The sequence below is a fragment of the Roseibium aestuarii genome (assembly GCF_008477545.1).
Taxonomy (GTDB): Bacteria; Pseudomonadota; Alphaproteobacteria; order Rhizobiales; family Stappiaceae; genus Roseibium; species Roseibium aestuarii.
On sequence record NZ_VORA01000002.1, the window covers coordinates 155,998 to 181,433 of the forward strand.

Sequence of the window (25,436 nt, forward strand, 5' to 3'; positions counted from 1 at the left end):
CCGGGAGTCCAGGCGCCTGCGCCGTCCCGGTCCACCGGAGTGCGCCCTTTCTGCCCTTGAAAACCTTGAGCCGCGCGGCCGCTTGGGCTAAAGCCATCGTCCAATCGGATCCGGCTGGTGCGACGCGCGCCCCTTGCACCGGATCCCCCTGACACGGGAGCTCATGGCGGATGGAAGACACAGTCTCGCAGCCGGTGACGGCCGCTCTTCTGGTGATCGGCGACGAGATCCTCTCCGGCCGCACCAAGGACAAGAACATCGGCTTCGTCGCCGACTATCTGACCGCCCTCGGCATCGACCTGCTGGAGGTTCGTGTCGTGCCGGACATCGAGGAGCGGATCGTCGAGGCGGTCAATGCCCTGCGCGCCGCCTACACCTACGTCTTCACCTCCGGCGGCATTGGCCCGACCCATGACGACATCACCGCCGACAGCATGGCCAAGGCCTTCGGCGTGACCATCGACGTGGATCCGCGTGCCCGTGCCATCCTGGAAGCCCATTACGGCCCCGATCAGCTCACGACCGCCCGCCTGCGCATGGCGCGCATTCCCGCCGGCGCCGACCTGATCGAGAACAAGGTCTCCAAGGCTCCGGGCTTCCGCATCGGCAATGTCCATGTCATGGCCGGCGTGCCCTCCATCATGCAGGCCATGATGGACGCCCTCGCCCCGACCCTGAAGACCGGCCGCAAGATGCTCTCCCAGGCGCTGGATGCGGATCTGCCCGAAAGCCGGCTGGCCGAGCGTCTGGCCCAGATCCAGAAGGATCACCCCGACACGATGATCGGCTCCTATCCGCGCACCAACGACGGGCGCTTCACCACCCAGATCGTCGTGCGCTCCCGCGATCAGCACACCCTTGACGCTGCGGCCGATGCCGTGGCCACCGCCATCCGCGAGACCCTGGCCACCCTCTGAGGTGTCGGGACGTCCTCCGCCACGCTCGAAAGGTTAAATTTCATGGATCACAACGAACAAAACAAGGCCTTCCCGGTTTCCTGGGACATGTTCCACCGCGACGCCCGCGCCCTCGCCTGGCGCCTGTCGGGTCAGGGCGAATGGAAGGCCATCGTCTGCATCACCCGTGGCGGTCTGGTCCCGGCGGCCATCGTCGCCCGCGAACTCGGCATCCGCACCATCGAGACGGTCTGCATCGCCTCCTACCACGACTATGACAACCAGGGTCAGCTTCAGGTCATCAAGCCGGTGGACCCGAAGGTCATCGATCTGGAAGACGGCGAAGGCAGCGGCGTGCTCGTGATCGACGATCTGGTCGACACCGGCAAGACCGCCAAGGTCGTGCGGGAAATGCTGCCCAAGGCCCATTTCGCCACCGTCTATGCCAAGCCCATGGGCGTGCCGCTGATCGACACCTTCATCACCGAAGTCTCCCAGGACACCTGGATCTACTTCCCGTGGGACATGGGCTGGCAGTTCCAGCCGCCGCTGGCCAAGGACACCCGCGGCTGATCACCCGATGGCGCGGAGCGGCCTGAGGCATCTCCGCAACAGCCTTTCACAAAGGGCTTCACGGCTGCGTGAGCGCAGGCCCCCGTGGAGCCCTTTGCCATGTTTAGGGCGCAATTTTCCCATCTACGACAAGATGTTCGGAAAGCGAACCGGTTCTGCCGGTGCCGGATCGGACGGATGCTTCGCGACGCGCCCTCCCGTGCATGGCGAAGCGCCAGCTCTTTCGGACGGCTCTCCCCGGATGGAACGTCTGCGCGGCATCCACGTTTCGTCAGCACCAAGATCAGAACACCCTTTTGCCCCAAGGTTCTCCCGGAACCGGCAGACAACCCGCCAAGGCCCCCTGAATGTCCCTGACCCGTCGTAGCTTCCTTGTCTCGGCCAGCGCCGCACTCCTCGCCGGCTGCGCCTCCAATTCCCGTCCCCTGCCCCAGGGCCTCACCGCTGCCCAGCCGCGGCCGGGCACGCCCCAGCGCATCGACCCGCGCTATCTGCAGATGTACGGCGCCCTGCCCAACGAGCGCTTCCCCATCCCGGCCGTCAACCTGTCGAAGATCAACCCGGTCTATTACCGCCAGATCGTCGACTACCCGACCTCCGAGCCGGCCGGCACGATCATCGTCGACACGCCGAACCGCTTCCTCTACCTGACCATGGAAGGCGGCCGCGCCATGCGCTACGGCGTCGGCATCGGCCGTGACGGCTTCGCCTGGGGCGGTCAGGCCAAGATCCAGTACAAGAAGGAATGGCCGACCTGGACCCCGCCGGCGGAAATGATCGCCCGTCAGCCGGAACTCGAAAAGTTCCGCAATGGCATGCCGCCGGCCCTCGACAATCCGCTCGGCGCCCGCGCGCTCTACATCTTCCAGGATGGCCGCGACACGCTCTACCGCCTGCACGGCACCTCCGAGGACTGGTCCATCGGCAAGGCCGTCTCCTCCGGCTGCGTGCGCCTGCTGCATCACGACGTGATCGACCTCTACAACCGGGTTCCCAACGGCACGCGGATCATCGTCCGCCAGGCCTGAGGCCGCGGCCCGCTCCCCCTCTCCCGAAATGACAAAAGGCAGGCCCAGCGGCCTGCCGTTCTGGTTTGGTCGAAGGCTCTCCCGGTTCCCCGTCAAACCTCGATCGTCACCGGTCGATCCGCCTCGATCCCCTCTTCCGTGATGCTGCAGCCGATGGCATGGGCCTCGACGCCTGCCGCAAGTGCCACCCGGAAAGCCTCCGCATAAGCCGGGTCGATATCGGCCGCCAGCGAGATCCGGTCACAGTCCGGCCGCTGCACCAGGAACACCATCGCCGCCCTGTGCCCCTCGCGCACCATGTCTGCCAGCTCCACCAGATGCTTGGCACCCCGCGCGGTCACGCTGTCGGGGAACTCCGCCAGACCCGGCTGCCGCATGAGATGGGCGTTCTTCACCTCCACATAGGTGCGCCCACCGTCTTCCCCTTCAAGCAGGATGTCGATGCGCGAATTCTTGCCGTAGCGGACTTCGCGCCGCAACGCCGCAAAGCCCGACAGTGCCGGCAACCGCCCGGCAAGCAGCGCCTCTTCCACCAGCCCGTTGGGATGGGCCGTATTGATGCCGACCAAAGCGCCGTCGGCCTCCATCAGCTCCCAGGAATAGGCAAGCTTGCGCTTCGGATTGTCGGACTTCGACAGCCACACCCGCGATCCCGGCGCCTGTAGCCCGAGCATGGAGCCCGGATTGGCGCAATGGGCGGTGATCGCGCAGCCATCCGCGTCCAGGATCACATCGGCGAGGAAACGCTTGTAGCGCTTCACGAGACGGCCGGTCACGAGCGGGGTCGGGAATTTCATCGGGTCTGCCTTCCGGTCAGCCTGCTCCCACCCCGGCACATGGGCACCGAGAATAAGAACAAACCATAAACATCTTGCTCAAGGATTAGCGCGACCAGAAATCCGGGTCAAGCAGCACCAGCACGGTGAAGAGCTCCAGACGCCCCAGCAGCATGGCGAAGGAGAGCAGCCACTTGGCCCCGTCCGGCAGGGAGGCAAAGGTGCCCGACGGCCCGATGACCGTGCCGAGCCCCGGCCCCACATTGCCGACGGACGTGGCGGCGGCCGAGACGGCGGTCACCAGATCCAGCCCGAAGAAGGACAGCGCCAGAGTGATCACCCCGACCGAGCCGAGATAGACCACGAGGAAGGCCAGAACCGAGAAGGACAGTTCCGGCGTCAGGCGCGTGCCGCCATATTCTTCCGACATGACCCGGTTGGGACGCACCATGCGGCGCAGATGGGCCCGCACCGTGCCGAAGAACACGAGGAAGCGGAAGATCTTGATGCCGCCGGTTGTGGAGCCGGTGCAGCCGCCGACGAATTTCAGCAGCAGGGCAATGCCGATCACCGGCGCCCCCCACTGGGTATAGTCGCCCAGCGCATAGCCCGTGCCGGTGACGATGGACACCACGTTGAAGGTGGCCTTGAGCAGCGCCTCGTCGAGGGGCAGATGCAGTTCGACGCCGAGATAGATCGTCAGCACCGCCGAGACCACCGCCAGGAAGCCGACCAGCGCCCGCACCTGCGGGTCGCGCCACAGCAGCATCGGCTGGCCGCGCAGGGCCTGGATGATGAGCACGAAGGGCAAGGCACCGATCACCATGAAGACCACCGCCACCCAACCGGACACCGGATTGGTGAAATGGCTGAACGAGGCGTCATGGGTGGAATAGCCCCCGGTGGAAATGGTGGTCAGCGCATGATTGAAGGCGTCGAACAGGTCGAGCCCCGTGGCGATGTAGCAGACGATGCAGAGCACGGTCAGGAAGAGATAGGCGAGCCCAAGCAGCCGGATCAGCTCCACCGACCGGGAGACGATCTTCTCCGACCGGTCGGAGTTCTCCGCCTGGAAGAGCTGCATTCCGCCGATTCGCAGGAAGGGCAGCAGCACGATCGCCATGACGATGATCCCGACCCCGCCCATCCACTGCATCAGCGACCGCCACACCAGCAGCCCCGGGGGCATGGAATCGAGCCCCGACAGAACGGTGGATCCCGTGGTGGTAAAGCCGGAGATCGCCTCGAAGACCGCATCCGTGATGTCGACGCCCGCCCACAGGAACGGCAACGCGCCGAAGACCGGCAGCGTCGCCCATGACATGGTGGTGAGGATGAAGGTCTGCCGCGTATCGAGCCCCTCCTCCAAGGAACCGCCCACCGCAATGGACAGGAGCAGGCCGATCATGCCCGTCAGCAGCGAGGAAAAGACGAAGACCTGCCAGTCGGCGTTCTTGGCCGCCACATCCACCATCGCGGGGATGAGCATGGCGGTCGCCAAGCCGACATAGAGAAACCCCAGGACGTTGAGAACAGGTCGAAGAGAGATCAAACGGTTGCTTCCCGCCGGTTCGGCTTGTTCGCATTCACCCGGCCGAACACGGGCGCCGTTTCATCCGGCTCCCGGTTCCCCCCGCGGGCGTCGCATGGACTGACTACGCCTTCGGCCAACAGCTGGGCCTGCGCCCTCATTCCCTACACCGGACGGGCCGCTTTGCCAATCGCCCCGCTCGGCGCCACCGGCCCCCATGGACAAGGGCGTGCAGCCGCAGGGCCGTCATCACCGCCCCTGCAACAGAAGAAACGCAACACGATCAGGATGGTACGGGCAGCCGGGCTCGAACCGGCACGACCGAAGTCGAGGGATTTTAAGTCCCTTGCGTCTACCAATTTCGCCATGCCCGCAACGCACCCACGAGGTAGCCGCTCCCCTCGATTTGCGCAAGACGCCATGTCCGGTTTTGAAACGCTTAAATCCCCTCGCCTCCCATCGCGACGCAAGAGCCCTTCCCTTCCGGGGTCTGAGCGGATATTTCAGGTCTGCAACCTGTGCTACAGTCGCGCCGCTGCGAGTTCCCCCGCTGCGAAACTGCCCTTCGCGCCGGAGCCCCTGGCAGATCGCGCAGCCTGGGCAACGCCGGTCGGGCGCCACCCGGCCCCGCCCGGACGCACCTGGCAGGGTCACGCGCGACACATGTGCACACCGGCCACCGGATTGCCCGGCAGGCCGGGACAGAAGAAGACAAGAGACAAGCAGAACGCCCCGATGGTCACCTATATCGACGCCGCCACCGCCCCCCTGAAGAACACCGGTCAGGTCCGCCTCTACGGTCGTGAGGATTTCGCCGGGATGCGCAAGGCCAGCCAGGTGACGGCGCGCTGCCTCGACGAGCTGGCCTCCCGGGTGAAGCCCGGCGTGACGACCCAGGAAATCGATGATTTCGTCTATGAATTCGGCGAAGCCAACGGCGCCATCTCGGCGACGCTCAACTATCGCGGCTACACCAAGTTCACCTGCACCTCGATCAATCACGTGGTCTGCCACGGCATTCCCAACGACAAGCCCCTGCGCGAGGGCGACATCGTCAACATCGACGTGACCTATATCGTCGACGGCTGGTATGGCGACAGCTCGCGCATGTATCCGGTGGGCGAAGTCAACCGCAAGGCCGAGCGCCTGATGGAAATCACCTACCAGTCACTGATGCTGGGCATCGATGCCGCCCGTCCGGGCAACACCACCGGCGACATCGGTCACGCCATCCAGTCCTTCGTGGAAAGCCAGCGCTATTCCGTGGTGCGCGATTTCTGCGGCCACGGGGTCGGCAGGCTCTTCCATGACACCCCGAACATCCTGCATTATGGCCGTCCGGGCGAGGGAGTGGAACTGAAGCCTGGCATGATCTTCACCATCGAGCCGATGGTGAACACCGGCCGCCCGGCCGTGAAGGTGCTCAACGACGGCTGGACCGCGGTCACTCGCGACCGGTCGCTCTCGGCCCAGTACGAACATTCCATCGGCATCACCGCCGATGGCTGCGAAATCTTCACCCTGTCCCCGGGCGGCCTGCACGCCCCGGGACTGAACATCGCCTGACCCGGAGACACATCCGCCCGGGTCGCCACTGCGAGAGGGGCATGGACGCCGAAGAGACTGGTTTCAGCGAACGGTCGCTCAAGACCGATCATCTCGGACACCGCAAGCGGTTGAAAGACCGCTTCCGGACAAGCGGAAGCTCGGCCTTTCAGGATTACGAGCTGCTGGAACTCCTCCTCTTCTCCGCCCTGCCCCGCCAGGACACCAAGCCCATCGCCAAGGCCCTGCTGAAGAAATTCGGCAGCTATCCGGCTGTCCTGACCGCCCCCCGCGCCCGGCTGAAGGAAATTCCCGGCGTCGGAGATGCGGTGGTCGACACCCTGAAGATTGTTCAGGAGGCCGCCGTGCGCCTCACCCAGCGGGAGGTGGACGGTCGCCGCCCGCTCTCCTCCTGGTCCAAGGTGATGGACTATATCCACATGGCCATGGCGCACGCGGATGTGGAGGAGTTCCGCATTCTCTTCCTCGACAAGCGCAACGGGCTGATCGCCGACGAAGTGCAGCAGACGGGCACCATCGACCACACGCCGGTCTATCCGCGCGAGGTGATCCGCCGCGCCCTCGAGCTCTCCGCCAGCGCTCTGATCCTGGTGCACAATCACCCCTCCGGCGACCCGACGCCCTCGCGCGCCGACATCCAGATGACGCGCCAGATCATCGAGATCGCCAAGCCGCTGGGGGTGGAGGTCCACGACCACATCATCGTCGGCCGTCAGGGCCAGGTGAGCATGAAGGGCCTGCAGCTCTTCTGACATCCCTGCAAGCATGGGTAGCAACCTGCACAGCACCCCAACGCAGAGCTTGAAGGGACCAGCTTATAATATTGATATTACTTTGGATTAACCAATTTCTTCCGACATTCGTTAACCGGCTCCTCGGCATAACTCGAAAGGTCAAGGAGCGGAATATGCATCTGGAAGCAGAACGAGACGGCGGTCGCATCGCCAATGCCATCATCATTCCCATGATCGTGGTGGTGCTGCTGGGCGTCGTGGGGGCCTTCGGGCTTCTGCTCTGGTCTGCCGAACTGTCCAACACGTCGTCCCAGCAGTCGAAGATCCAGCTGATCTCCAACACGCTGTCGGTCCTGCGCACAGAAAACGCGCGTCGCCAGCAGGAAACGGCCGTGTCCGATCTGATGCTGGACGAGATCAACCGGCGTCCCCTCGACACACCCTGGCTGCTCGACCGGCTGGGCGCCTGGAACAATGAGCGCAACGGCTTTCACCGCAGCCTGGTGATCGGCCCCGATCTCTCCACCCTGCTGGAGTATGACGCCGACGGGATCGAGCATTTCGCCACGCCGCACCTCCGGGACCAGATTTCCGGCTCCGTGGCGCGGGTGCGCGCCCGCTTCATCACCCAGCTGCGCAAGGGTGGCGGTGCCTTTGCCGCGCCGGATTACGTCTCGGGCTACAACACGCGCTTCATCTTCGACACCGGCTTCGCCGAGATGGGGGGCGAGGTCTATCTCTACTCCGCAGCCCCCTTCATGCCCTCGTCCAATCCACAGCTCGTCACGTCCCGGATCCCGCCTGTTCTGATTTCCTTCCGCAGGATCGACGCGGCCATGCAGGACCTCCTTCAGCGGCTCGGACGTCTTCAGGAGCTGCGCCTGACCCTTCGGCGCAGCGCCGACGAAGGGTATTCGGCCTTGCCGATCCGCTCGGTGGCCGGCCGTGAGATCGCATATCTGGAATGGCCGGCAGATGCACCCGGCACCGCCTTCCTGCGTCGCCTCACGCCCATTCTGCTTATCCTGCTGCTTGCCATCATCGGGCTGACCGTCGGCGTGGTGGACTTCGCCCGTCAGAACACCCGCAGGCTCTCCCGCAGCAAGGCGCAGGCGCTCTACAATTCGCGCCACGACAGCCTGTCGGGCCTTCCCAACCGGGAGCATTTCTTCGAAAAGCTCTCGAACGCGCTGGAACACCAGACGGCCATGACCGGCGACACGGCAGTGATCTATCTGGATCTGGACCACTTCAAGAAGATCAACGACACGATGGGTCACGCATCCGGCGACGAGGTGATCCGCAGCGTTGCCCAACGGGTGGACAGCGCCCTGCCCGGTCGCGCCGTGCTCGCCCGCATCAGCGGCGACGAATTCGCCATGTTCGTGCCCGGCTGTGCCGGCCGCGCCAAGGTCGAGGACATCCTGAAGCGGATCCAGGCAGCCCTTGCCCGCCCGATCACCGTCGGCAATACGGAACTCTTCGCAAGCTTCTCCATCGGCATTGCCATGTCTCCGGAGGATGGCCGCGACCCCGGCGACCTCATGCGCAAGGCCGACATCGCGCTCTATGACGCCAAGGCCGCGGGACGCGCCTGCTGGTCCTTCTTTGCCCCCTCAATGCAGGAGGATCTGCTGCTGAGGGACCGGCTCAGCCGCGAACTGCGCCAGGCCATCCTGGAGAACCAGCTCAGCATCGTCTATCAGCCGCAGAGCTGTCGCGACGGCGCGACCGTCGTCGGCGTGGAGGCTCTGGCCCGCTGGGACCATCCGGAGCTGGGGTCGATCTCCCCTGCCCGCTTCATTCCGCTGGCCGAGGAAACCGGCCTGATCAACGCGCTCGGCCTCTGGATCCTGCGGCGCGCCTGCAAGGATGCCTGTGGCTGGGAGAACCTTATCGTGTCGGTGAATGTCTCGCCGACCCAGTTCAAGGCGCCCGGCTTCGTCTGCGACGTGATGAAGGTGCTGGCCGAAACCGGACTGCCGCCGGCGCGCCTCGAGCTCGAAGTCACCGAGAGCGTGCTGCTGAGCAACGAGGCCACGACGCTCGCCGCCATGCATCGCCTGCAGGGCGAAGGGATCAAGATCGCCCTCGACGATTTCGGTGCCGGCTATTCCAGCCTCAGCTACCTGCGCCGCTTCTCCTTCAACAGCCTCAAGATCGACCGGGACTTCCTCTCCGCCGTCACCGACAGCACGGAAGCCCAGGCCGTTCTCAAGACCATCATCAGCCTCGGCAAGGCGCTCGGAATGGACGTGGTTGGCGAAGGGGTGGAAGATGCGGACCAGCTCGCCTTCCTCGCCCGCAACGGCTGCGACCGGATGCAGGGGTATTTCATCTCCCAGCCCCTGCCGCTGGACGCGCTGAACGAGTTCCTCGCCGACCGGGACATGGAGCGCGTGTGCCGGCAGGCCGCCCATGCCCTTCCCGCCCCCGGACGGTCGTCACGGATCGCCTGAGACCGGCGTCACAGGGGTTCGTTCACTGGAGCACGGACACTGGGGCTCAGTGAAAGGACCTGCGTCACAGCGATAGAGGATCGTGCTGCCGCAGCAAATGGGCGAGCTGGCCTTCCAGATCGTTGAAGCGGGAGAAGACGGCCTGCCGCTGCGCCTCCCCGACATGCGTGCGGCCTGAGGCGAGAAGCTCGAGGCCGAAGGTGCCGAACCGGTGGCGGACCATCTCCACCAGCCAGTCCCTATGCTGGGCCTGACGCGCCAGAAGCAACCCCGCGCCCTGCGCCTGGTCCAGTACCTCGCGGTGTGACGCAACCGCTCCTTCCAGCAGGTCCAGACCGCCGCCTTCGGTGGAGGAGATTTCCAGCACGGGCACCCGCCAGCTGGCCAGATCCACCTCAGGTCGCGGCGCCTTGCGGCCCGCCCGGGACAGGCTGAGCGCCCCGGCAATCTCGGCGGCTGTGCGCCGCGCCTGCGGTCCCAGATCTGCCTTTGTCACCGCGATCACATGGGGCAGTTCCATGATCCCGGCCTTCATGAACTGGAGACTGTCTCCCGCGCCCGGCTGCATGCACAGGCAGAGCGTATCGCAGGCGAGCGCGATATCCCCTTCCGACTGGCCAATCCCGACCGATTCCACGATCACCAGATCGAAGGCGACCCGCAGCACCAGAACGGTCGCCAGCGCGTGATCCGAGAGCCCGCCGAGACGGCTTCCCGCAGCCATGGAGCGCACGAAGACGCCCTGGTCGTCCGGATCGGTCTGAAGGCGGGTGCGGTCTCCCAGAAGCGCGCCCCCTGTGGTTCGCGACGAGGGATCGACGGCGAGCACCGCCACCCGCTCGCCCTTGGCGCGCGCGCGCCCGATCAGGGCATTGGTGAGGGTCGACTTGCCAACGCCCGGAGGTCCGGTGAGGCCCAGCACATGACCGCCGGTGACGGGCAGAAGCCGGTCGAGGGAGGCAGCAAGCTCCGGATCACGTCCCGCCGTTTCCAGCCGGCTGATGAGCCGCGACAGATCCCGCTTGCCGGCAAGAGAAAGGGCGGCCGGATCCAGAAGTTCCGTCATGCCGCCCTCTCCTTCAGGTCGTTTGCGTGCGAGGACCCGGAAGCCGGGCCCTCAGGGTCCAAAAGCGCGTCAGGCCTTCTTCAGCGCCGCCTGTGCTGCGGCCAGGCGAGCGATCGGCACGCGGAAGGGCGAGCACGACACGTAGTCGAGACCGACGCTCTCGCAGAAGCGGATGGAGGCGGGATCGCCGCCATGCTCGCCGCAGATGCCCAGCTTGATGTCCGGACGGGTCGAGCGGCCACGCTCAGCGCCGATCTTCACCAGCTCGCCCACGCCATCCTGATCGAGGGAGACGAAGGGATCCTGCTCGATCAGACCCTTGGCCTGATAGGTGCCGAGGAAGGACGAAGCGTCATCGCGCGAGATCCCGAAGGTCGTCTGGGTCAGGTCGTTGGTGCCGAAGGAGAAGAACTCCGCCGACTTGGCGATCTCGGCCGCCTGCAGGGCGGCACGCGGCAGCTCCACCATGGTTCCGACCTGATACTCGATGGTCGTGCCGCTTTCCGCCATGACCGCTTCCGCCGTCTTGACGATGGCCTCACGCACCAGATCCAGCTCGCCCTTCAGGCCAACCAGCGGCACCATGATTTCCGGCACGATGGCCGAGCCGCTCTCCTTGGCAGACGCAACCGCCGCCTCGAAGATGGCGCGCGCCTGCATCTCGGCGATTTCCGGATAGCTGACAAGCAGACGGCAGCCACGATGACCGAGCATCGGGTTGAACTCTTCCAGCGCAATGGCCCGCTCGCGCAGCGCATCCACCGGCACATTCATGGCCGAAGCCACTTCGTTCAGCTCCGCCGGGGTCTTGGGCAAGAACTCGTGCAGCGGCGGATCGAGCAGACGGATGGTCACCGGCAGGCCCTGCATGATCTTGAAGAGATCGATGAAGTCACGGCGCTGCATCGGCAGCAGCTTGGACAGGGCGTTGCGGCGGCCCTTCTCGGTCTCGGCCAGGATCATCTCGCGCACGGCAAGGATCCGGTCCCCGTCGAAGAACATGTGCTCGGTGCGGCAGAGGCCGATGCCTTCGGCGCCGAAGTTGCGCGCGACCTTGGCATCCTGCGGCGTTTCCGCATTGGCGCGCACCTTCATGCGGCGCACCTTGTCGGCCCAGCCCATGAGGATGCCGAAATCGCCCGAGAGCGTCGGCTGCTGCATGGCCACTTCGCCGGCCAGAACCTGACCGCTGGCGCCGTCGATGGTGATGACGTCCCCGGACCGGAAGGTCTTGCCGCCGGCAGAGACCGTGCCCTGGCGATAGTCGATGCGCAGCATGCCCGCACCCGAGACGCAGGGCTTGCCCATGCCGCGAGCCACCACGGCCGCGTGAGAGGTCATGCCGCCACGGCTGGTCAGGATCCCTTCGGCCGCATGCATGCCGTGAATGTCTTCCGGGCTCGTTTCGATTCGCACCAGAATGACCTTCTGGCCCGAGGCCTTGGCCGCTTCCGCCTCATCGGACGAGAACACAATGGCGCCCGAGGCAGCCCCCGGAGACGCCGGCAGGCCGGTGGCGAAGATCGTCCGCTCCGCATCCGGCGCGATGGTCGGGTGCAGAAGCTGGTCGAGGGCGGCCGGCTCCACGCGCATGACCGCTTCCTGTTCGCTCAGCAGACCTTCGCCCACCATGTCGACAGCAATCTTGAGAGCGGCCTTGGCGGTGCGCTTGCCCGAACGGGTCTGCAGCATCCAGAGCTTGCCCTTCTCGATGGTGAACTCGAGATCCTGCATGTCGCGGTAATGGGCTTCCAGCTTGTCGCAGATGGTCTGGAACTCGGCGAAGGCCTCGGGCATCAGGGCTTCCAGCGAGGGCGCCTCGGAGCCTGCCTCGATGCGGGCAACCTCGGTGATGTCCTGCGGCGTGCGGATGCCTGCCACCACGTCTTCCCCTTGCGCGTTCACCAGGAACTCGCCGTAAAGACGCTTGTCGCCGGTGGACGGGTTGCGGGTGAAGGCCACGCCGGTGGCCGAGGTCTCGCCCATGTTGCCGAAGACCATGGCCTGTACGTTGACGGCCGTCCCCCAGGTGGAAGGAATGTCATGCAGGCGGCGGTAGGTCTTGGCGCGCGGGGTTTCCCAGGAACCGAAGACGGCGCCGATCGCGCCCCAGAGCTGCTCCTGCGGATCCTGCGGGAAGGGGCGGCCGAGCTCTTCATCGACCAGCGCCTTGAACTTTTCCACGATCCCGGCCCATTCCTGCGCCGTGATTTCCGTGTCGAGGGAATAGCCCTTTTCCGCCTTGTGCTCTTCCAGGATCTCCTCGAAGTCGTGATGTTCAAGACCCATCACCACGTCGGAATACATCTGGATGAAGCGGCGGTAGCTGTCCCAGGCGAAGCGCTCGTCACCGGAGCTGGCGGCAATCGCCTTCACCGTCTCGTCGTTGAGGCCGAGGTTCAGAACCGTGTCCATCATGCCGGGCATGGAAACGCGGGCGCCGGAGCGCACGGACAGCAGCAGCGGCAGGGTCTGATCGCCGAAGCGGCGGCCGGTGATGGCGCCAATGGCTTCGAGCGCGTCATTCACCTGCGACTGCAGAGCCTCCGGATAGGCTTTGCCGTGATCGTAATAATAGGTGCAGACTTCGGTGGTGATGGTGAAACCGGGAGGGACCGGCAGTCCCAGGTTGCTCATCTCGGCCAGGTTGGCGCCCTTGCCACCCAACAGGTTCTTCATGTCGGCTGCACCGTCAGCGCTACCGTTCCCGAACCTGTAGACCCACTTGGTCATTTCCTGTCTCCGTATGTCACCGCCCCGTCATTCTATCGGGCGAGGTCAGAAGTTTGCACCGCACATACCTGCTATGGCGCACAAGGTGAAACAAGTCTTTTTTCGTCTAACACGGCCTTGCACGGGCCTTATCCGTCACACTCCGGACATTTTGCCGGATGCAGTCCGCGTGCAATGCACCAGACGCGGACGCAGAGGAGAAAAGGGGCGGCTCTCCGCCGAGGCCGACCGCTCCACCCCTGGCTTTCCCCGCGCCGTCTTGCGTCATCCCCATCACACGACACTCTTGCCCCTTGTCGCAAGGTCTGCGCAGCCCCATTGTGAAGGAAGGTGTGTTTCCACCTGTCCAAAAGCGGCCCCAGTGCGCCGCTAGGACGTGGTAGAACGACATCGACACATCGATTCCTCGCGGGCTGCGCGACCCTGTCGCCCCCGTGAAAGGTTTGAGGCTCCTGAGAGCCCCGGACAGGTCGATGCGCAATCGAGACAGGCGCGCCCGCCCGTAGGCGCTCCAGTGAAGTGAGGTGACATGGACGACCAGAGCCGCGCAGCCCGGCCCCTCTCCCGCAGGACCAAGGCCCTGCGATCTCTTGTCGCAAGCGGCCTGATCCTCGCCTGCCTCGCGCCTGCCGCCCGGGCCGACCAGACGACGCCCGCGACAGAGGCAAGCACCCGGCTCCAGCAACTCGGCACGCCGCTCGACCTGCCGCTGACCCTCTCGGGCAGCTATCTCTCCGCGATCGTCGCCACCGAGGCCCAGGACTTCGCCCAGGCAGCCGCCTTCTATCAGGAAGCACTGGCCGCCGATCCGGGCAACGAAGTGCTGCTGCTACGCACCTTCCTCTTCAAGCTGGCCAACGGCAACTTCGCCGAGGCCCTGAACTACGCCCGCGACATCCAGAACGTCACTCCGAACGACTACATCCAGCTGCTGGCCCACCTCACGCTGGCCGCCGATGCCGTGACGAACGCCCGCTTCGACGAGGCAAAGGGTCTGCTTCAGCCGGGCGACAAGGATCCGATGACCGTGCTGGCGCTGGGCATCTCCCGCGCCTGGGCCGAGGCCGGAGCCGGCGAGACCGACAAGGCGCTCGCCACGCTCAAGGGTCTGGAAGGACCGGACTGGTTCATCACCTTCACGGCGACCCACGAGGCGCTCATCGCCTTTGCCGCCGGGCGCAAGGACGTCGCGCTGGAACGCATCGAGGCGGCCCACGAGGCCGACAAGGGCGCGATCCGCGTGATCGACACCTATGCCCGGATCCTCGCCGCAGGCGGCAAGAAGGACAAGGCTCTCGAGGTTCTGGCCGAATACGACAAGCTTCTCAACGGCCACCCGCTGCTTGACGACACCCGCCGGGCCATCGAGGATGGCAGCAACACCGGCCCGCGCGTCCACAGCGCGGCGGAAGGAATGGCCGAGATCCTCTATGGCCTCGGCTCGGAAGTCGGCCGTGACGCCTCGTCGGACCTTTCCTCCGCCCTGCTGCAGCTTGCCCTGCATCTCGACCCCAACGCCACTTTTGCGGCCATTGCGCTTGCCCAACAGTTCGAACGCCGGGACCAGCCGGAACGGGCCATCGAGGCGCTGAAGCAGGTGCCGGAAAGCTCGCCCCTCAAGCGGCAGGCGGAAATCCAGATCGGCCTCAACTTCGCCCAGCTGGAAAAGGTCGACGAGGCGCGCGCCCATCTGGGGGCCCTGATCGCCGCCGATCCGAACGACATCGATCCGATGATGTCGCTCGGCAACATCCTGCGGGCGAACAAGCTCTACGAGGAAGCCGACGCGGTCTATGACAAGGCCGTCGTCGCCGTGGAGGCTGCCGGCCCGGTCACGGAAAAGGACTGGAACCTCTATTACTTCCGCGGCATCTGCCGGGAGCGTCTGGGCCGCTGGCCCGAAGCAGAGACCGACTTCCGCAAGGCGCTGGAGCTGCAACCCCAGCAGCCCCATGTCCTGAACTATCTCGGCTATTCCCTTGTCGATCAGGGCCTGAAGCTCGAGGAAGCGCTCGGCATGATCGAGACCGCCGCCAAGCTGCGTCCCAAGGACGGCTACATCATCGACAGTCTCGGCTGGGTCTATTACAAGCTCGGCCGCTACGAGGATGCGGTTGCCGAGCTGGAGCGCGCCGTGGACCTGACGCCGGCCGATCCGGTGATCAACGATCACCTGGGCGATGCCTATTGGCAGGTCGGCCGCCAGCTGGAAGCCCGCTTCCAGTGGAGCCACGCCCGCGACCTGAACCCGGAGCCGGACGAACTGCCGAAGATCCTCGAAAAGATCTCCAATGGCCTGAAGCCGGCCGGCGGACCGGACGAGGCCAAGGCCGCCGACGCGCCGAAGAAGAACGGCGGCTGACCGGGCCCGGCCGGGTCCTGCCCGGCGCGACCCGTTGCCGACCCGTCCTGACGATCCGCACGGGCGGCCCTGACCCCGGGGCCGCCCGTTGCCATTCCACCGCAAACCGCGCCTGACAGCCCTCAAGAAGATGACTGCCCGATGACCGCCTGTTTCGCCCCCGCCAAGGTCAATCTCGCCCTCCACATCACCGGTCAGCGGGCGGATGGCTATCACCTTCTCGACAGTCTGGTGGTCTTCCCGCGGATCGGCGACACGCTGATCGCGAGCGCAGCCCCCGCCGGAGCGGCTCCCTCGCTCACCCTCACCGGCCGTTTCGCGGCCGAGCTGGGCGAGACGGCGGCACAGGACAATCTGGTGCTGCGCGCCCTGGGGGCCGCATGCGCTGCCGCCGGACGCCCAGAGCCGTCCCTCGCGCTCACCCTCGACAAGCAACTGCCCGTCGCCTCCGGCATCGGCGGCGGATCAAGCGATGCGGCGGCCGCCCTGAAAGTTGCCCTGGATGATCTGGAACTTGCACCGGAGGCGCTTCAGAGCCTGGCCTTGAGCCTCGGGGCAGATGTTCCGGCCTGTCTGGAAGGCGTTCTCACCGGACGCCCGCTGCGCATGAGCGGCATCGGCGAGACCCTCACGCCCCTGTCCCCCTTGCCCGATCTGGGCATGGTTCTGGTCAATCCCGGCAAGCCGGTCTCGACACCGGCCATCTTCCGCAGCCTGTCGCGCCGGGACAACCCGCCCCTGCCCGACCTGCCGGATCGCTTCGAGACCCTGGAGACGCTGATCGACTGGCTGAAGGGCACCCGCAACGACATGCAGGCGGCGGCCGAGACGCTTTGCCCGGAGATTACCTCGGTGCTGCAGGCGCTGAGCGAGGCCCCCTCCACCCGGCTTGCCCGCATGTCCGGGTCCGGCGCCACCTGCTTTGCCCTCACAGCCCCCGGCGACGAGGAGCAGCTGGCGCAAGACCTCCGCGCCGCCCACCCGGACTGGTGGGTCGCCGCCGGCCCGCTCCTCTGAACCTGGCCGCAAACGAAAAAAAGCCCGGCACATCGGCCGGGCTTTTTGAATCCTGCGTCAAGGACTTGCGTGGATCAGCTCACGCGCGCGATGCAGAAGGCAACCGCATCGGCAAGCGCCTGACGGTAGGGTCCGTCCGGCAGCCGGTCGAGGGCTGCCAGCGCCCCGGCGCCATAGGCCTTCGCCCGCTCCACGGTCTCCGCGATGGCGCCATGGGACTTGAGCAGCTCGATGGCCCGCTCCAGATCCCCATCCTGAATGTCGCCCTCTTCGAGGCAGCGCTTCCAGAACTCCCGCTCCTCGTCGGTGCCGCGTGCCACCGCCAGCACGATCGGCAGGGTGATCTTGCCTTCGCGGAAATCGTCGCCCACGTCCTTGCCGAGATCCGCGCTGGACCCGCCATAGTCGAGAGCGTCATCCACCAGCTGGAACGCGAGGCCCAGCTGCATGCCGTAATCGCGTGCGGCCTGGCGCACCTCGGCCGGCTGATCGGCGATCACCGGGCCGACTTCGGCGGCAGCGGCAAAGAGCGCAGCGGTCTTCGCCTCGATGACCTGCAGATAGGCGGCTTCCGGCGTGGTGATGTTCTTGGCCGCGCCCAGCTGCAGCACCTCGCCCTCGGCGATGATGGCAGAAGCCTCGGAGAGGATCCGCAGGGCTTCGAGCGAGCCCACGTCGACCATCATCTTGAAGGCCTGACCGAGCAGATAGTCACCGACCAGCACGCTGGCCTGATTGCCCCAGAGCTTGCGGGCGGCGAGCTTGCCCCGGCGCATGTCGCTTTCGTCCACCACGTCGTCATGGAGCAGGGTGGCCGTGTGCATGAATTCCACGCTGGCCGCCAGAACCACATGCCCGTCACCGCGATAGCCGCACATGTCGGCCAGCGCGAGGGTCAGCATGGGCCGCAGGCGCTTGCCGCCGGACGAGATCAGGTGGTTGGCGATGACGGGAATGAGCTCCACGTTGGAGCCGGCCTTCGACAGGATGATCTGGTTGACCCGTTCCATGCCGTCGGCGACGAGATCGACCAACGCCTGAATGGAGGGGGCCGTCGATGGGGTATCGGTCAGGCTTGCGGCGAGCGTCACCGTTGGCACTCCTTGTGAACTTTTGAGCGGACAATATGGCGGGAGGCCATGCGGGGCAAGGGAGCGAACGGTTGACAAGCTGTTGAAATGCGTCCAGCAGCTTGTTTTCTTCGAATTTCTGCCGGTGCTGCGGCTCTCGGGCTGCGCCTTCCGGTGCCTCGCGCCCTCAAGTCTGCCAGGATGCCCCATGAGAGAACTCGTCAGGACCAATGATCCGGTGCTCATCTCGTTCCTCGAATCCCTGCTCGAGGAGGCGGAGATCCCGCATCTGGTCGCCGATGGCAACATGAGCATCCTGGAAGGCTCGCTGGCCATGATCCCGCGCCGGGTGCTGGTGGTGGACGACCACGAGACCGAAGCCCGCCGCCTGCTGATCAACGCCGGGCTGGAAAAGGAGCTGCGTCCGGTCGAGGGAGGCCCATTGTGAGCCTCGACGACGCCCGCCAGCCGGAAGAAGGGATCGCCCCTGCCGCACCCGCCCCGGACGCCACCACATGGGATGCGTTTCTGGGCGGCAAGGTCTATGTGCACCAGCCCGCGAAGGGCCGCCACCGCGCGGGGCTGGACGCCGTCTATCTGGCTGCCGCCCTGCCGGACGAGACAAGCGGCCACGTGGTGGATCTGGGCTCGGGTGTCGGAACCGCCGGTCTGTGCGCCGCCGCGCGCCTCGCCCGGATCGAGGTGACACTCGTGGATGTGGATCCCCTCATCCTGGACCTCGCCCGGCGCAATCTGGCGGAGCCGGAAAATGCAACCCTTGCATCCCGGGTCCGCGTGCTGGAAGCCGACATCACCGCCAAGGGCACCCAGCGGCATGCCAGCGGCCTGAAGCCGGCCATGGCCGATCACGTGATCATGAACCCGCCCTATTACGAGGCGGACCGGTTCCGCTCCTCCCCCCAGAGCGCCCGCGCCGGCGCCCACATGCTGGACGCCCGGGGCCTCGACCCCTGGGCCCGCACCGCGACCGACATCCTGCGCGAGGGCGGCAGCCTGACGGTGATCTTCCGCGCCGACGGTCTTCAGGAGCTTCTGGACGTGCTGAGCGGCCGGTTCGGCGCCATCGACGTCGTTCCGCTGCGCCCCCGGCCGGACGCCCCGGCCACCCGCGTGCTCGTGCGCGCCATCCGCGCCAGCAAGGCCCCCTTGCAGCTGCTGCCCGGTTTCGTCCTGCACGAAGGCGAAGGATCGGAGTTCCGCCCGGAAGCCCGCGCGGTCATGCGCGACGGCGCGGGCCTCGGACTGCGCCCGCGCCGCTGAGGCCGCTCATCCGGTCAGTTCAACAGCAGCTCGCCCTGCAGATAGCGGAAGTCGCAAGGCTTGATCAGTTTCTCGTGGGCCACCCGGACCAGATGGATCGGCCCGTCGAGTTCCCTTTCCCAGAAATGCAGAAAGCGCGACAACTCCGGAAAGTCGGGCGCCTTGTCTTCTGTCTGCCAGAGGAAACTTTGGAGAAAGGCCGGATGATCCGGCATGCGATAGAGGATTTCTGCGGTCAGGAGACCGAACCCGTCCAGACGTTTCAGGAAATCCGAACTCACCATGGGCACCTCGCTTTCCAGGCCAAATCAGGCATGAGAAAAGCTTAGACGCTTTTTGAAATTCGTCAATTTACCACATGAATCCAGAGACTTGGCAGCATGTCCTCATGAGTGCTGCCAAGCCCCGCCATGTGCTCAAGCCAAGCTGCCCGGCGCATCGCCGCTCGCAAAGGGCAGTCCCTCGTCGGCCCAGCCGGTGATGCCGCCGATCATCAGCTTCACCGGCCGTCCGAGGCGGGCAAGCTTGAGGGCGGCCTTGTCCGCGCCATTGCAATGGGGCCCGGCGCAATAGACGACGAAGACGGTCTCTTCCGGCCACGCGTCCATGCGCTCCGGCGTGATCTTCCGGTGCGGCAGATGCAGCGCGCCCGGCACATGGCGCCGGGCATAGGCCTCCGGACTGCCCACCACATGCAGCAGCACGAAATCCGTCTCGCCGTGCCGCAGGGCCGTCGCCACGTCGTCGCAATCGGTCTCCAGCGCCAGACGGGCGGAGAAGTGGGCAATGGCCTGCGCACTTGGCGCGGGAGAAACGTCGGTCACGATGCTCATGAAAAGTCCCTCTTGCTGGAAGACTGGCGGACCTGCCGCTGTCTCCCGAGAGATCTACCTCACGGCTTCCCGATTGACCGCTGGCAGACTTGACCTTTATCGTAAGGATCATGCCAAACACTGCCACTCTCTTTCCGTCGCCCTCCCCGCTCGTGGTGGCGCTTGCCTATGACGGGCTCTGCCTCTTCGAATTCGGTGTCGCGGCAGAGGTCTTCGGCCTGCCGCGGCCGGAGATGGGCCCGGACTGGTACCGCTTTGCCATTGCCTCGGTGGACCCGGGCCCCTTGCGCACCACGGGCGGCATGACGCTCCAGGTGGACGGGGGACTGGAACTACTGGAGGGTGCCGGCACGATCATCGTTCCCGGCTGGCGCTCGGCCGATGCGCCGGTGCCCCGTCCGCTGATCGAGGCGCTGGTCCGTGCCCATGGGCGCGGCGCAAGGCTTCTGTCCATCTGCTCGGGTGTGTTCGTCCTCGCGACGACCGGCCTGCTGCATGGGCGGAGGGTGACCACCCACTGGCGCTATACGGAGAAACTCGCCGCTCGCCATCCGGAGCTGACCATCGAACCCGGCGTCCTCTATGTGGACGAGGGCCAGATCCTGACCAGCGCGGGCAGTGCGGCCGGCATCGATCTCTGCCTGCACCTGATCCGCCGCGACCGGGGCAGTGCAGCGGCCAATTCGGTCGCGCGCCGTCTGGTCGTCCCGGCCCATCGCGACGGCGGACAGGCCCAGTTCATCGAGGCCAGCGTTCCCGAGCCCCATGAAGGGGCCCGCCTCAGCCCGGTCTTCGACTGGATGCGCGACAATCTCGCCCTGCCCCACCGGGTGGCAGATCTCGCCCGCCGGGCCGGCATGAGCGAACGCACCTTCCTGCGCCGGTTCGAGGCTGCGTCCGGCACCACCCCGGCCCGATGGCTTCTGGCCGAGCGCCTGCGCCGGGTGCGGGACCGGCTGGAGGCCGGAGACGAGAGCGTCGAGACCCTGGCGGAGGCCTGCGGCTTCGGCACGGCCACAAATCTGCGCGGTCATTTCCGCCGCGAGCTGGGAACGACGCCCACCGCCTATCGGGCAAGGTTCTCCCGCGCCCGATCTGCGTGAATGAAGGCTCAGTTTGCCTGAATGCTGTCCAGATAGCTGAGGAAGTCCTCAATCTCCTCCGGCTCCAGAACCGCTTCGGGCATGTCCGGATGGGCCGTGACGATGCCTTCGGCCAGCGATTCGGCCAGATCCTCGATCGGATAGCGCCGTGCCAGATCCCGGAAGGCCGGGGCCCGGCGCTTGCGGCTCGCGTCATCCGTGCCCACCGCATGGCACTGGGCGCAATGGTCCTGCGCATAGGCAAGGCCCCGCGCCGCGTCACCCTCGAACTCTGCCGCCCGCGCCCTGCCCGCAAAGAGGGCGACCGAAACGATCAGGGTCATCGCCGCCGCAAGGGCCAGCGCCGACACCAGAGGTTTCACACATTTCCAGCCATCCTGCACATGATGGGCGAAATCCGCACGCATGGTCATGTCTCCCTTGTCTGCCGGCACCCTGCGCCCGGCGCCTGCCTCCCGCCTTGTGGCAGATCAACCTGCCGGCGATTTCCACCGGTGACAGTTTTGCGCTCATCCCTGCCCCGTCTGCCGCAGGAGAGAGGCGCTTCTCCCCAAGGCGCCGGTTGCCTTGCCCGTGCGACACGTTAATCTCCTCCCCAGAGGAACGTCCATCGAGAACCGGCGCCCCCTCGGGCCAGACCGGTCGCCAGCCGAAAGAACGCCATGTCCGAGATGAGGCCAGCCACGGGTGCACCCGCGCCTTCCAGCCAATCTGCGCAACTGCCCGCCAGCATCGACGAGACCCTGACGCTCCTGACGGGGGCCGGTTACGTCGCCGACCGGGCGCTTGCCACCGTGCTGCATCTGGCGCTGCGCATGGGCCGCCCGCTGTTTCTGGAAGGCGAAGCCGGCGTCGGCAAGACCGAGATCGCCAAGGTGCTGAGCCGCACCCTCGGCCGCGATCTCATCCGTCTGCAGTGCTACGAGGGGCTGGATCTGGCCGCCGCCGTCTATGAATGGAACTATCCGGCTCAGATGGTCGAGATCCGCGTTTCGGAAGCCAGCGGAGACACCGACCACGCCAGCCTGTCGAAATCCATCTTCGACGAGCGCTTCCTCATCAAGCGACCGGTGCTTCAGGCCCTCGAACCCTCCCTCAAGGGCCCGCCCGTCTTCCTGATCGACGAGCTCGACCGGGCGGACGAAGCCTTCGAGGCCTTCCTGCTGGAAGTGCTCTCCGACTATCAGGTGACCATTCCCGAACTGGGCACGGTGAAGGCGGAAGAACCGCCCATCGTCATCGTCACCACCAACCGCACCCGCGAGATCCACGACGCCCTGAAGCGCCGCTGCCTCTACCACTGGGTCGACTATCCGGATGCGGAGCGCGAACTGGAAATCGTGCGCACCAAAGTTCCGGGTGCCAGCGCCGTGCTGGCCGGCGAGGTGGTCGCTTTCGTCCAGAAGCTGCGCGCCGAGGACGACCTCTTCAAGCAGCCGGGCGTGGCAGAAACCCTCGACTGGGCCACGGCCCTGACCGAACTGAGCGAGATTGCCCTCGACCCCGACATGGCCACCGACACGCTGGGTGTCCTGCTGAAATACCAGGACGACATCGAGCGGGTGCGCGGCTCGCGCCTGCGCCAGATCATCGACGACATCCGCAAGCAGGATCCCGCCCGCGTCGCCCAGATGCCGGTGGTGTGAGCCCGCTGTCATGACCACCGCGTCCCCCCCGGCTGAAGGCAAGATCCTCGACAACATCGTCTATTTCGCCCGCACCCTGCGCAAGGCGGGCATGCCCGTCGGCCCGGCCAAGGTGGTCGAGGCCGTGCGCGCGGTGGAAGTGGCGGGCCTGCGCAACCGGGAAGATCTCTACTGGACCCTGCATGCGGTCTTCGTGTCGAAGCGGGATCAGCGCGAGGTCTTCGACGAGGCCTTCCGCATCTACTGGCGCTCCCGCGGGCTGGTGGAAAAGATGCTCGCGATCCTGTCCCCCGTCGCCCCGCCGCGCGGCGCGCCGGAACCTCCGAAGGCCGGGCAGACCCGCGTCTCCCAGGCCTTCGATGCCCGTCGACAGGAATCCTCCGAGCAGGTGAAGCCGAAGATCGAGGTCGATGCCTCCTTCACCGTGTCGGGGCGCGAGAAGCTTCAGAGCAAGGACTTTGCCCAGATGACCGCCGAGGAACTGGCGGAGGCACGCAAGGCTCTTGCCGCCATGCGCCTGCCCCAGGACCGGCTGAGGCAGCGCCGGCTCGTGGCCGCAAGCTCCGGCCGGATCGATCCGCGCCGCTCCTTCCGCGCCTCCTTGCGCGCCGGTGGCGATGTGATCGCCCTGCGCCACGCCCGGCCGCAGGAAAAGCGCCCGCCGCTCGTGGTGCTCTGCGATGTCTCCGGCTCGATGAGCCAGTATTCGCGCCTGTTCCTGCATTTCCTCCATGCGGTGACGGAAGAACGCCGGGACGTGCATTCCTTCGTCTTCGGCACCCGGCTTACCAACATCACCCGCAGCCTGCGCCAGAAGGACCCGGACGTGGCCCTGGCCGCCTGCTCGGACGGGGTGAAGGACTGGTCGGGCGGCACGCGCATTGCCACCGCGCTGCGCGACTTCAACCTCCACTGGTCACGACGGGTGCTGTCGGGCAATCCGACCGTGCTCCTCATCACCGACGGGCTGGAACGGGACACGGACGAGGATCTGGCGCGCGAGATGGACCGGCTGCACCGGTCCTGCCGCCGGCTCATCTGGCTCAACCCGCTGCTGCGTTTCGACAGGTTCGAGCCCAAGGCGCGCGGCATCCGCGCCATGCTGCCCCATGTGGACGAGTTCCGCGCCGCCCATTCCCTCGATGCAATTTCGGAGCTCGTCCAGGCCCTGTCCGCCGACGCGCCCAACCCACGTCTCAAGACCCCGAAGGACTGGCTGAAGGCGCACACACAAATCCGGAGGAACAAATGGATTGGTTAATGCCGCTGATTACTGGACTGAGCATTGGAGCAATAGTAAAGACCATAATCGATTTCTTTCTTTCAAACTTTATTGAACGAAAGAAGATGCGCTATGAAGAAATGAAAAAATCATATTTAGGACTACTAGACACCCTTAAGATAGCTGCAATACAGCACTCTGAAGACACTTCAAAAGAATTTGCACTCTGGCACGCCAAGTGCGACCTCTTTGGATCATCTGACATTTCAGAATTAATACAGAGACTTATCGACAGCCACGACGCGTCCATCGAAGTAAAAAAATGTGCATACGATAATTTATTGAGACAAATGAAGACTGATCTTCGATAGGTCTCGTCCAACGACCCTCAGAACACCCAGCCCCAGAGGATGGGCAGCAGGATCGCGGTGGCGAGCGCGTTGAGCCCCATGGCGAGACCGGAGAAGGCCCCAGCCAGCTCGCTCACCTGGAAGGCCCGCGCCGTGCCGATGCCGTGGGAGGCCGTGCCCATGGCAAGCCCGCGGGCCGCCATGTCCTTCACCCCGATCAGGTTCAGCACCATGGGCCCGAGGGCGGCCCCCACGATCCCCGTCAGGATAACCAGCACCGCCGTCAACGACGGCAACCCGCCGAACTGTTCCGAAATGCCCATGGCCACGGGCGCCGTGACCGACTTGGGCGCCAGCGAGATCAGGGTCTTCTCCGAAGCCCCCAGCGCCCAGGCGATCGAGACAGCGCTTACCACGGCGGTCAGGGACCCGGCGAGCAGGCTGACGGCAATCGCCAGCGCCGACTGGCGGACCCGCTGGAACTGGCGATAGAGCGGCAGGGCAAGGGAGACGGTTGCCGGACCCAGCATGAAATGAACGAACTGCGCCCCTTCAAAATAGGTGGCGTAGTCGGTGCCCGTGGCCACCAGCACGCTCACCAGGGCGACCACGGCAATCAGCACCGGATTGAGCAGCGGATTGAACCCGGCGCGGCGATAGATCCAGAAGCCCAGCTGATAGGCCGCAAGGGTCAAGGTCAGCGCAAGAAGCGGGCTTGCCGAGAGATAGACCCAGACCTGATAGAGATCAGTTTCCATGAGGCCCCTCCCCGGCATCCTGCTGCCCCCTCCGGCCGAGCACCCGCATGATCAGTGCGGTGACCGCAATGGTCAGCAGGGTGCTGGCCACCAGAGCCACCCCGATGGCCAGCGCCTGCTCACCGATCAGCGCGATGTGGAGCATGACCCCAACGCCAGCCGGAACGAAGAGCAGCGACATGTTGGACAGCAAGGTGTCGCCCACCCGGCCGAGCCCCTCCGGAATGCCGCCCTTCACGATGAGCCCGACAAGCAGCAGCACCATGCCGATGACCGGCCCCGGAACCGGCAAGCCAAAGGCGACCTTGAGAAGTTCGCCTGCCAGCTGGCAGGCAAAGATGAGTGTGATGAAGAAAAGCATCTGTCCCCTTGCGCATCTTGCGTGGTGCCGGTCCCACCCTGCGCCTCCGGAAAGCGCACCGCAAGGCGCAG

General features: G+C 65.7%; 23 protein-coding genes and 1 tRNA gene. 13 read left to right on the top strand and 11 right to left on the bottom strand.

Annotated elements, in window-relative coordinates:
* Positions 1-170: 170 nt before the first annotated feature.
* The 3 genes from FR728_RS09330 to FR728_RS09340 all read left to right on the top strand — a co-directional run bounded on the left by FR728_RS09330 (position 171) and on the right by FR728_RS09340 (position 2,497).
* Complete coding sequence (locus FR728_RS09330; protein WP_149892423.1) at positions 171-917, top strand: competence/damage-inducible protein A; 747 nt, start codon at positions 171-173, stop codon at positions 915-917.
* Positions 918-959: 42 nt separating this feature from the next.
* The gene (gpt, locus tag FR728_RS09335; protein ID WP_149892424.1) at positions 960-1,469 is read left to right on the top strand and encodes a xanthine phosphoribosyltransferase; all 510 of its coding nucleotides are present in this window, start codon (positions 960-962) and stop codon (positions 1,467-1,469) included.
* A gap of 347 nt (positions 1,470-1,816) precedes the next feature.
* Positions 1,817-2,497 carry a L,D-transpeptidase gene (locus FR728_RS09340; protein WP_188318850.1) on the top strand — a complete coding sequence of 227 codons (681 nt, stop codon included), beginning with the start codon at positions 1,817-1,819 and terminating at the stop codon, positions 2,495-2,497.
* A 92-nt stretch (positions 2,498-2,589) separates the two neighbouring features.
* Here FR728_RS09340 and sfsA read toward each other — a convergent pair whose 3' ends face one another.
* The 3 genes from sfsA to FR728_RS09355 form a co-directional block, all read right to left on the bottom strand.
* A complete protein-coding gene (gene sfsA, locus FR728_RS09345) occupies positions 2,590-3,294 on the bottom strand; it encodes a DNA/RNA nuclease SfsA (RefSeq protein ID WP_149892425.1) in 705 nt (234 codons plus the stop codon).
* Positions 3,295-3,379: 85 nt separating this feature from the next.
* Positions 3,380-4,762, bottom strand: a complete 1,383-nt coding sequence (locus FR728_RS09350; protein ID WP_149892426.1) for a TrkH family potassium uptake protein — start codon at positions 4,760-4,762, stop codon at positions 3,380-3,382.
* Between the two features lie 331 nt (positions 4,763-5,093).
* Positions 5,094-5,178: transfer RNA gene (locus FR728_RS09355), tRNA-Leu, on the bottom strand.
* 361 nt (positions 5,179-5,539) lie between these two features.
* Here FR728_RS09355 and map point away from each other — a divergent pair.
* The 3 genes from map to FR728_RS09370 all read left to right on the top strand — a co-directional run bounded on the left by map (position 5,540) and on the right by FR728_RS09370 (position 9,563).
* On the top strand, positions 5,540-6,370 hold the full coding sequence (map, locus tag FR728_RS09360) for a type I methionyl aminopeptidase (protein ID WP_149892427.1): 831 nt from the start codon (positions 5,540-5,542) through the stop codon (positions 6,368-6,370).
* A gap of 41 nt (positions 6,371-6,411) precedes the next feature.
* Positions 6,412-7,122, top strand: a complete 711-nt coding sequence (gene radC, locus FR728_RS09365) for a RadC family protein (protein ID WP_149892428.1) — start codon at positions 6,412-6,414, stop codon at positions 7,120-7,122.
* A gap of 155 nt (positions 7,123-7,277) precedes the next feature.
* Positions 7,278-9,563, top strand: coding sequence for a putative bifunctional diguanylate cyclase/phosphodiesterase (locus tag FR728_RS09370; protein WP_149892429.1), 2,286 nt, complete (start codon positions 7,278-7,280; stop codon positions 9,561-9,563).
* A 64-nt stretch (positions 9,564-9,627) separates the two neighbouring features.
* On the opposite strand, the gene FR728_RS09375 is transcribed toward FR728_RS09370, so the two are convergent.
* Together FR728_RS09375 and ppdK are read right to left on the bottom strand one after the other, a co-directional pair.
* Positions 9,628-10,629 (bottom strand): ArgK/MeaB family GTPase, encoded by a 1,002-nt coding sequence (locus FR728_RS09375; RefSeq protein ID WP_149892430.1) that lies wholly within the window; start codon positions 10,627-10,629, stop codon positions 9,628-9,630.
* A 69-nt stretch (positions 10,630-10,698) separates the two neighbouring features.
* Positions 10,699-13,362, bottom strand: coding sequence for a pyruvate, phosphate dikinase (gene ppdK, locus FR728_RS09380; RefSeq protein ID WP_149892431.1), 2,664 nt, complete (start codon positions 13,360-13,362; stop codon positions 10,699-10,701).
* Between the two features lie 529 nt (positions 13,363-13,891).
* On the opposite strand from ppdK, the gene FR728_RS09385 reads away from it, so the two are divergent.
* Together FR728_RS09385 and FR728_RS09390 are read left to right on the top strand one after the other, a co-directional pair.
* Positions 13,892-15,724, top strand: a complete 1,833-nt coding sequence (locus FR728_RS09385) for a tetratricopeptide repeat protein (protein ID WP_149892432.1) — start codon at positions 13,892-13,894, stop codon at positions 15,722-15,724.
* Positions 15,725-15,865: 141 nt separating this feature from the next.
* Entirely contained in the window at positions 15,866-16,741 is an 876-nt protein-coding gene (locus FR728_RS09390; protein ID WP_149892433.1) for a 4-(cytidine 5'-diphospho)-2-C-methyl-D-erythritol kinase, read from the top strand.
* A 74-nt stretch (positions 16,742-16,815) separates the two neighbouring features.
* On the opposite strand, the gene FR728_RS09395 is transcribed toward FR728_RS09390, so the two are convergent.
* The gene (locus tag FR728_RS09395) at positions 16,816-17,751 is read right to left on the bottom strand and encodes a polyprenyl synthetase family protein (protein WP_149893066.1); all 936 of its coding nucleotides are present in this window, start codon (positions 17,749-17,751) and stop codon (positions 16,816-16,818) included.
* A 268-nt stretch (positions 17,752-18,019) separates the two neighbouring features.
* Between FR728_RS09395 and FR728_RS09400 the strand changes: the two genes are divergently transcribed.
* On the top strand, positions 18,020-18,259 hold the full coding sequence (locus FR728_RS09400) for a putative signal transducing protein (RefSeq protein ID WP_149892434.1): 240 nt from the start codon (positions 18,020-18,022) through the stop codon (positions 18,257-18,259).
* On the top strand, positions 18,256-19,092 hold the full coding sequence (locus tag FR728_RS09405) for a tRNA1(Val) (adenine(37)-N6)-methyltransferase (protein ID WP_208998746.1): 837 nt from the start codon (positions 18,256-18,258) through the stop codon (positions 19,090-19,092). The genes FR728_RS09400 and FR728_RS09405 overlap by 4 nt, the downstream gene beginning before the upstream one ends.
* A gap of 14 nt (positions 19,093-19,106) precedes the next feature.
* Here FR728_RS09405 and FR728_RS09410 read toward each other — a convergent pair whose 3' ends face one another.
* Entirely contained in the window at positions 19,107-19,376 is a 270-nt protein-coding gene (locus tag FR728_RS09410) for an usg protein (protein WP_149892435.1), read from the bottom strand.
* A gap of 132 nt (positions 19,377-19,508) precedes the next feature.
* Positions 19,509-19,925, bottom strand: a complete 417-nt coding sequence (locus FR728_RS09415; protein WP_149892436.1) for a rhodanese-like domain-containing protein — start codon at positions 19,923-19,925, stop codon at positions 19,509-19,511.
* Between the two features lie 89 nt (positions 19,926-20,014).
* Between FR728_RS09415 and ftrA the strand changes: the two genes are divergently transcribed.
* A complete protein-coding gene (gene ftrA, locus FR728_RS09420) occupies positions 20,015-21,028 on the top strand; it encodes a transcriptional regulator FtrA (protein ID WP_208998747.1) in 1,014 nt (337 codons plus the stop codon).
* 8 nt (positions 21,029-21,036) lie between these two features.
* On the opposite strand, the gene FR728_RS09425 is transcribed toward ftrA, so the two are convergent.
* Entirely contained in the window at positions 21,037-21,441 is a 405-nt protein-coding gene (locus FR728_RS09425) for a c-type cytochrome (RefSeq protein ID WP_244304521.1), read from the bottom strand.
* 249 nt (positions 21,442-21,690) lie between these two features.
* Here FR728_RS09425 and FR728_RS09430 point away from each other — a divergent pair, with 249 nt between their 5' ends.
* Both FR728_RS09430 and FR728_RS09435 read left to right on the top strand, forming a co-directional pair.
* Positions 21,691-22,674 (top strand): AAA family ATPase, encoded by a 984-nt coding sequence (locus tag FR728_RS09430; protein ID WP_244304523.1) that lies wholly within the window; start codon positions 21,691-21,693, stop codon positions 22,672-22,674.
* 10 nt (positions 22,675-22,684) lie between these two features.
* On the top strand, positions 22,685-23,935 hold the full coding sequence (locus tag FR728_RS09435) for a vWA domain-containing protein (protein ID WP_149892438.1): 1,251 nt from the start codon (positions 22,685-22,687) through the stop codon (positions 23,933-23,935).
* A 349-nt stretch (positions 23,936-24,284) separates the two neighbouring features.
* Here the strand turns inward: FR728_RS09435 and FR728_RS09440 are convergent, their stop codons facing one another.
* Both FR728_RS09440 and FR728_RS09445 read right to left on the bottom strand, forming a co-directional pair.
* Entirely contained in the window at positions 24,285-25,004 is a 720-nt protein-coding gene (locus tag FR728_RS09440; protein WP_149892439.1) for an LrgB family protein, read from the bottom strand.
* Complete coding sequence (locus FR728_RS09445) at positions 24,994-25,365, bottom strand: CidA/LrgA family protein (RefSeq protein WP_149892440.1); 372 nt, start codon at positions 25,363-25,365, stop codon at positions 24,994-24,996. Before FR728_RS09445 ends, FR728_RS09440 begins: the two co-directional genes overlap by 11 nt.
* Between the last annotated feature and the right edge of the window lie 71 nt (positions 25,366-25,436).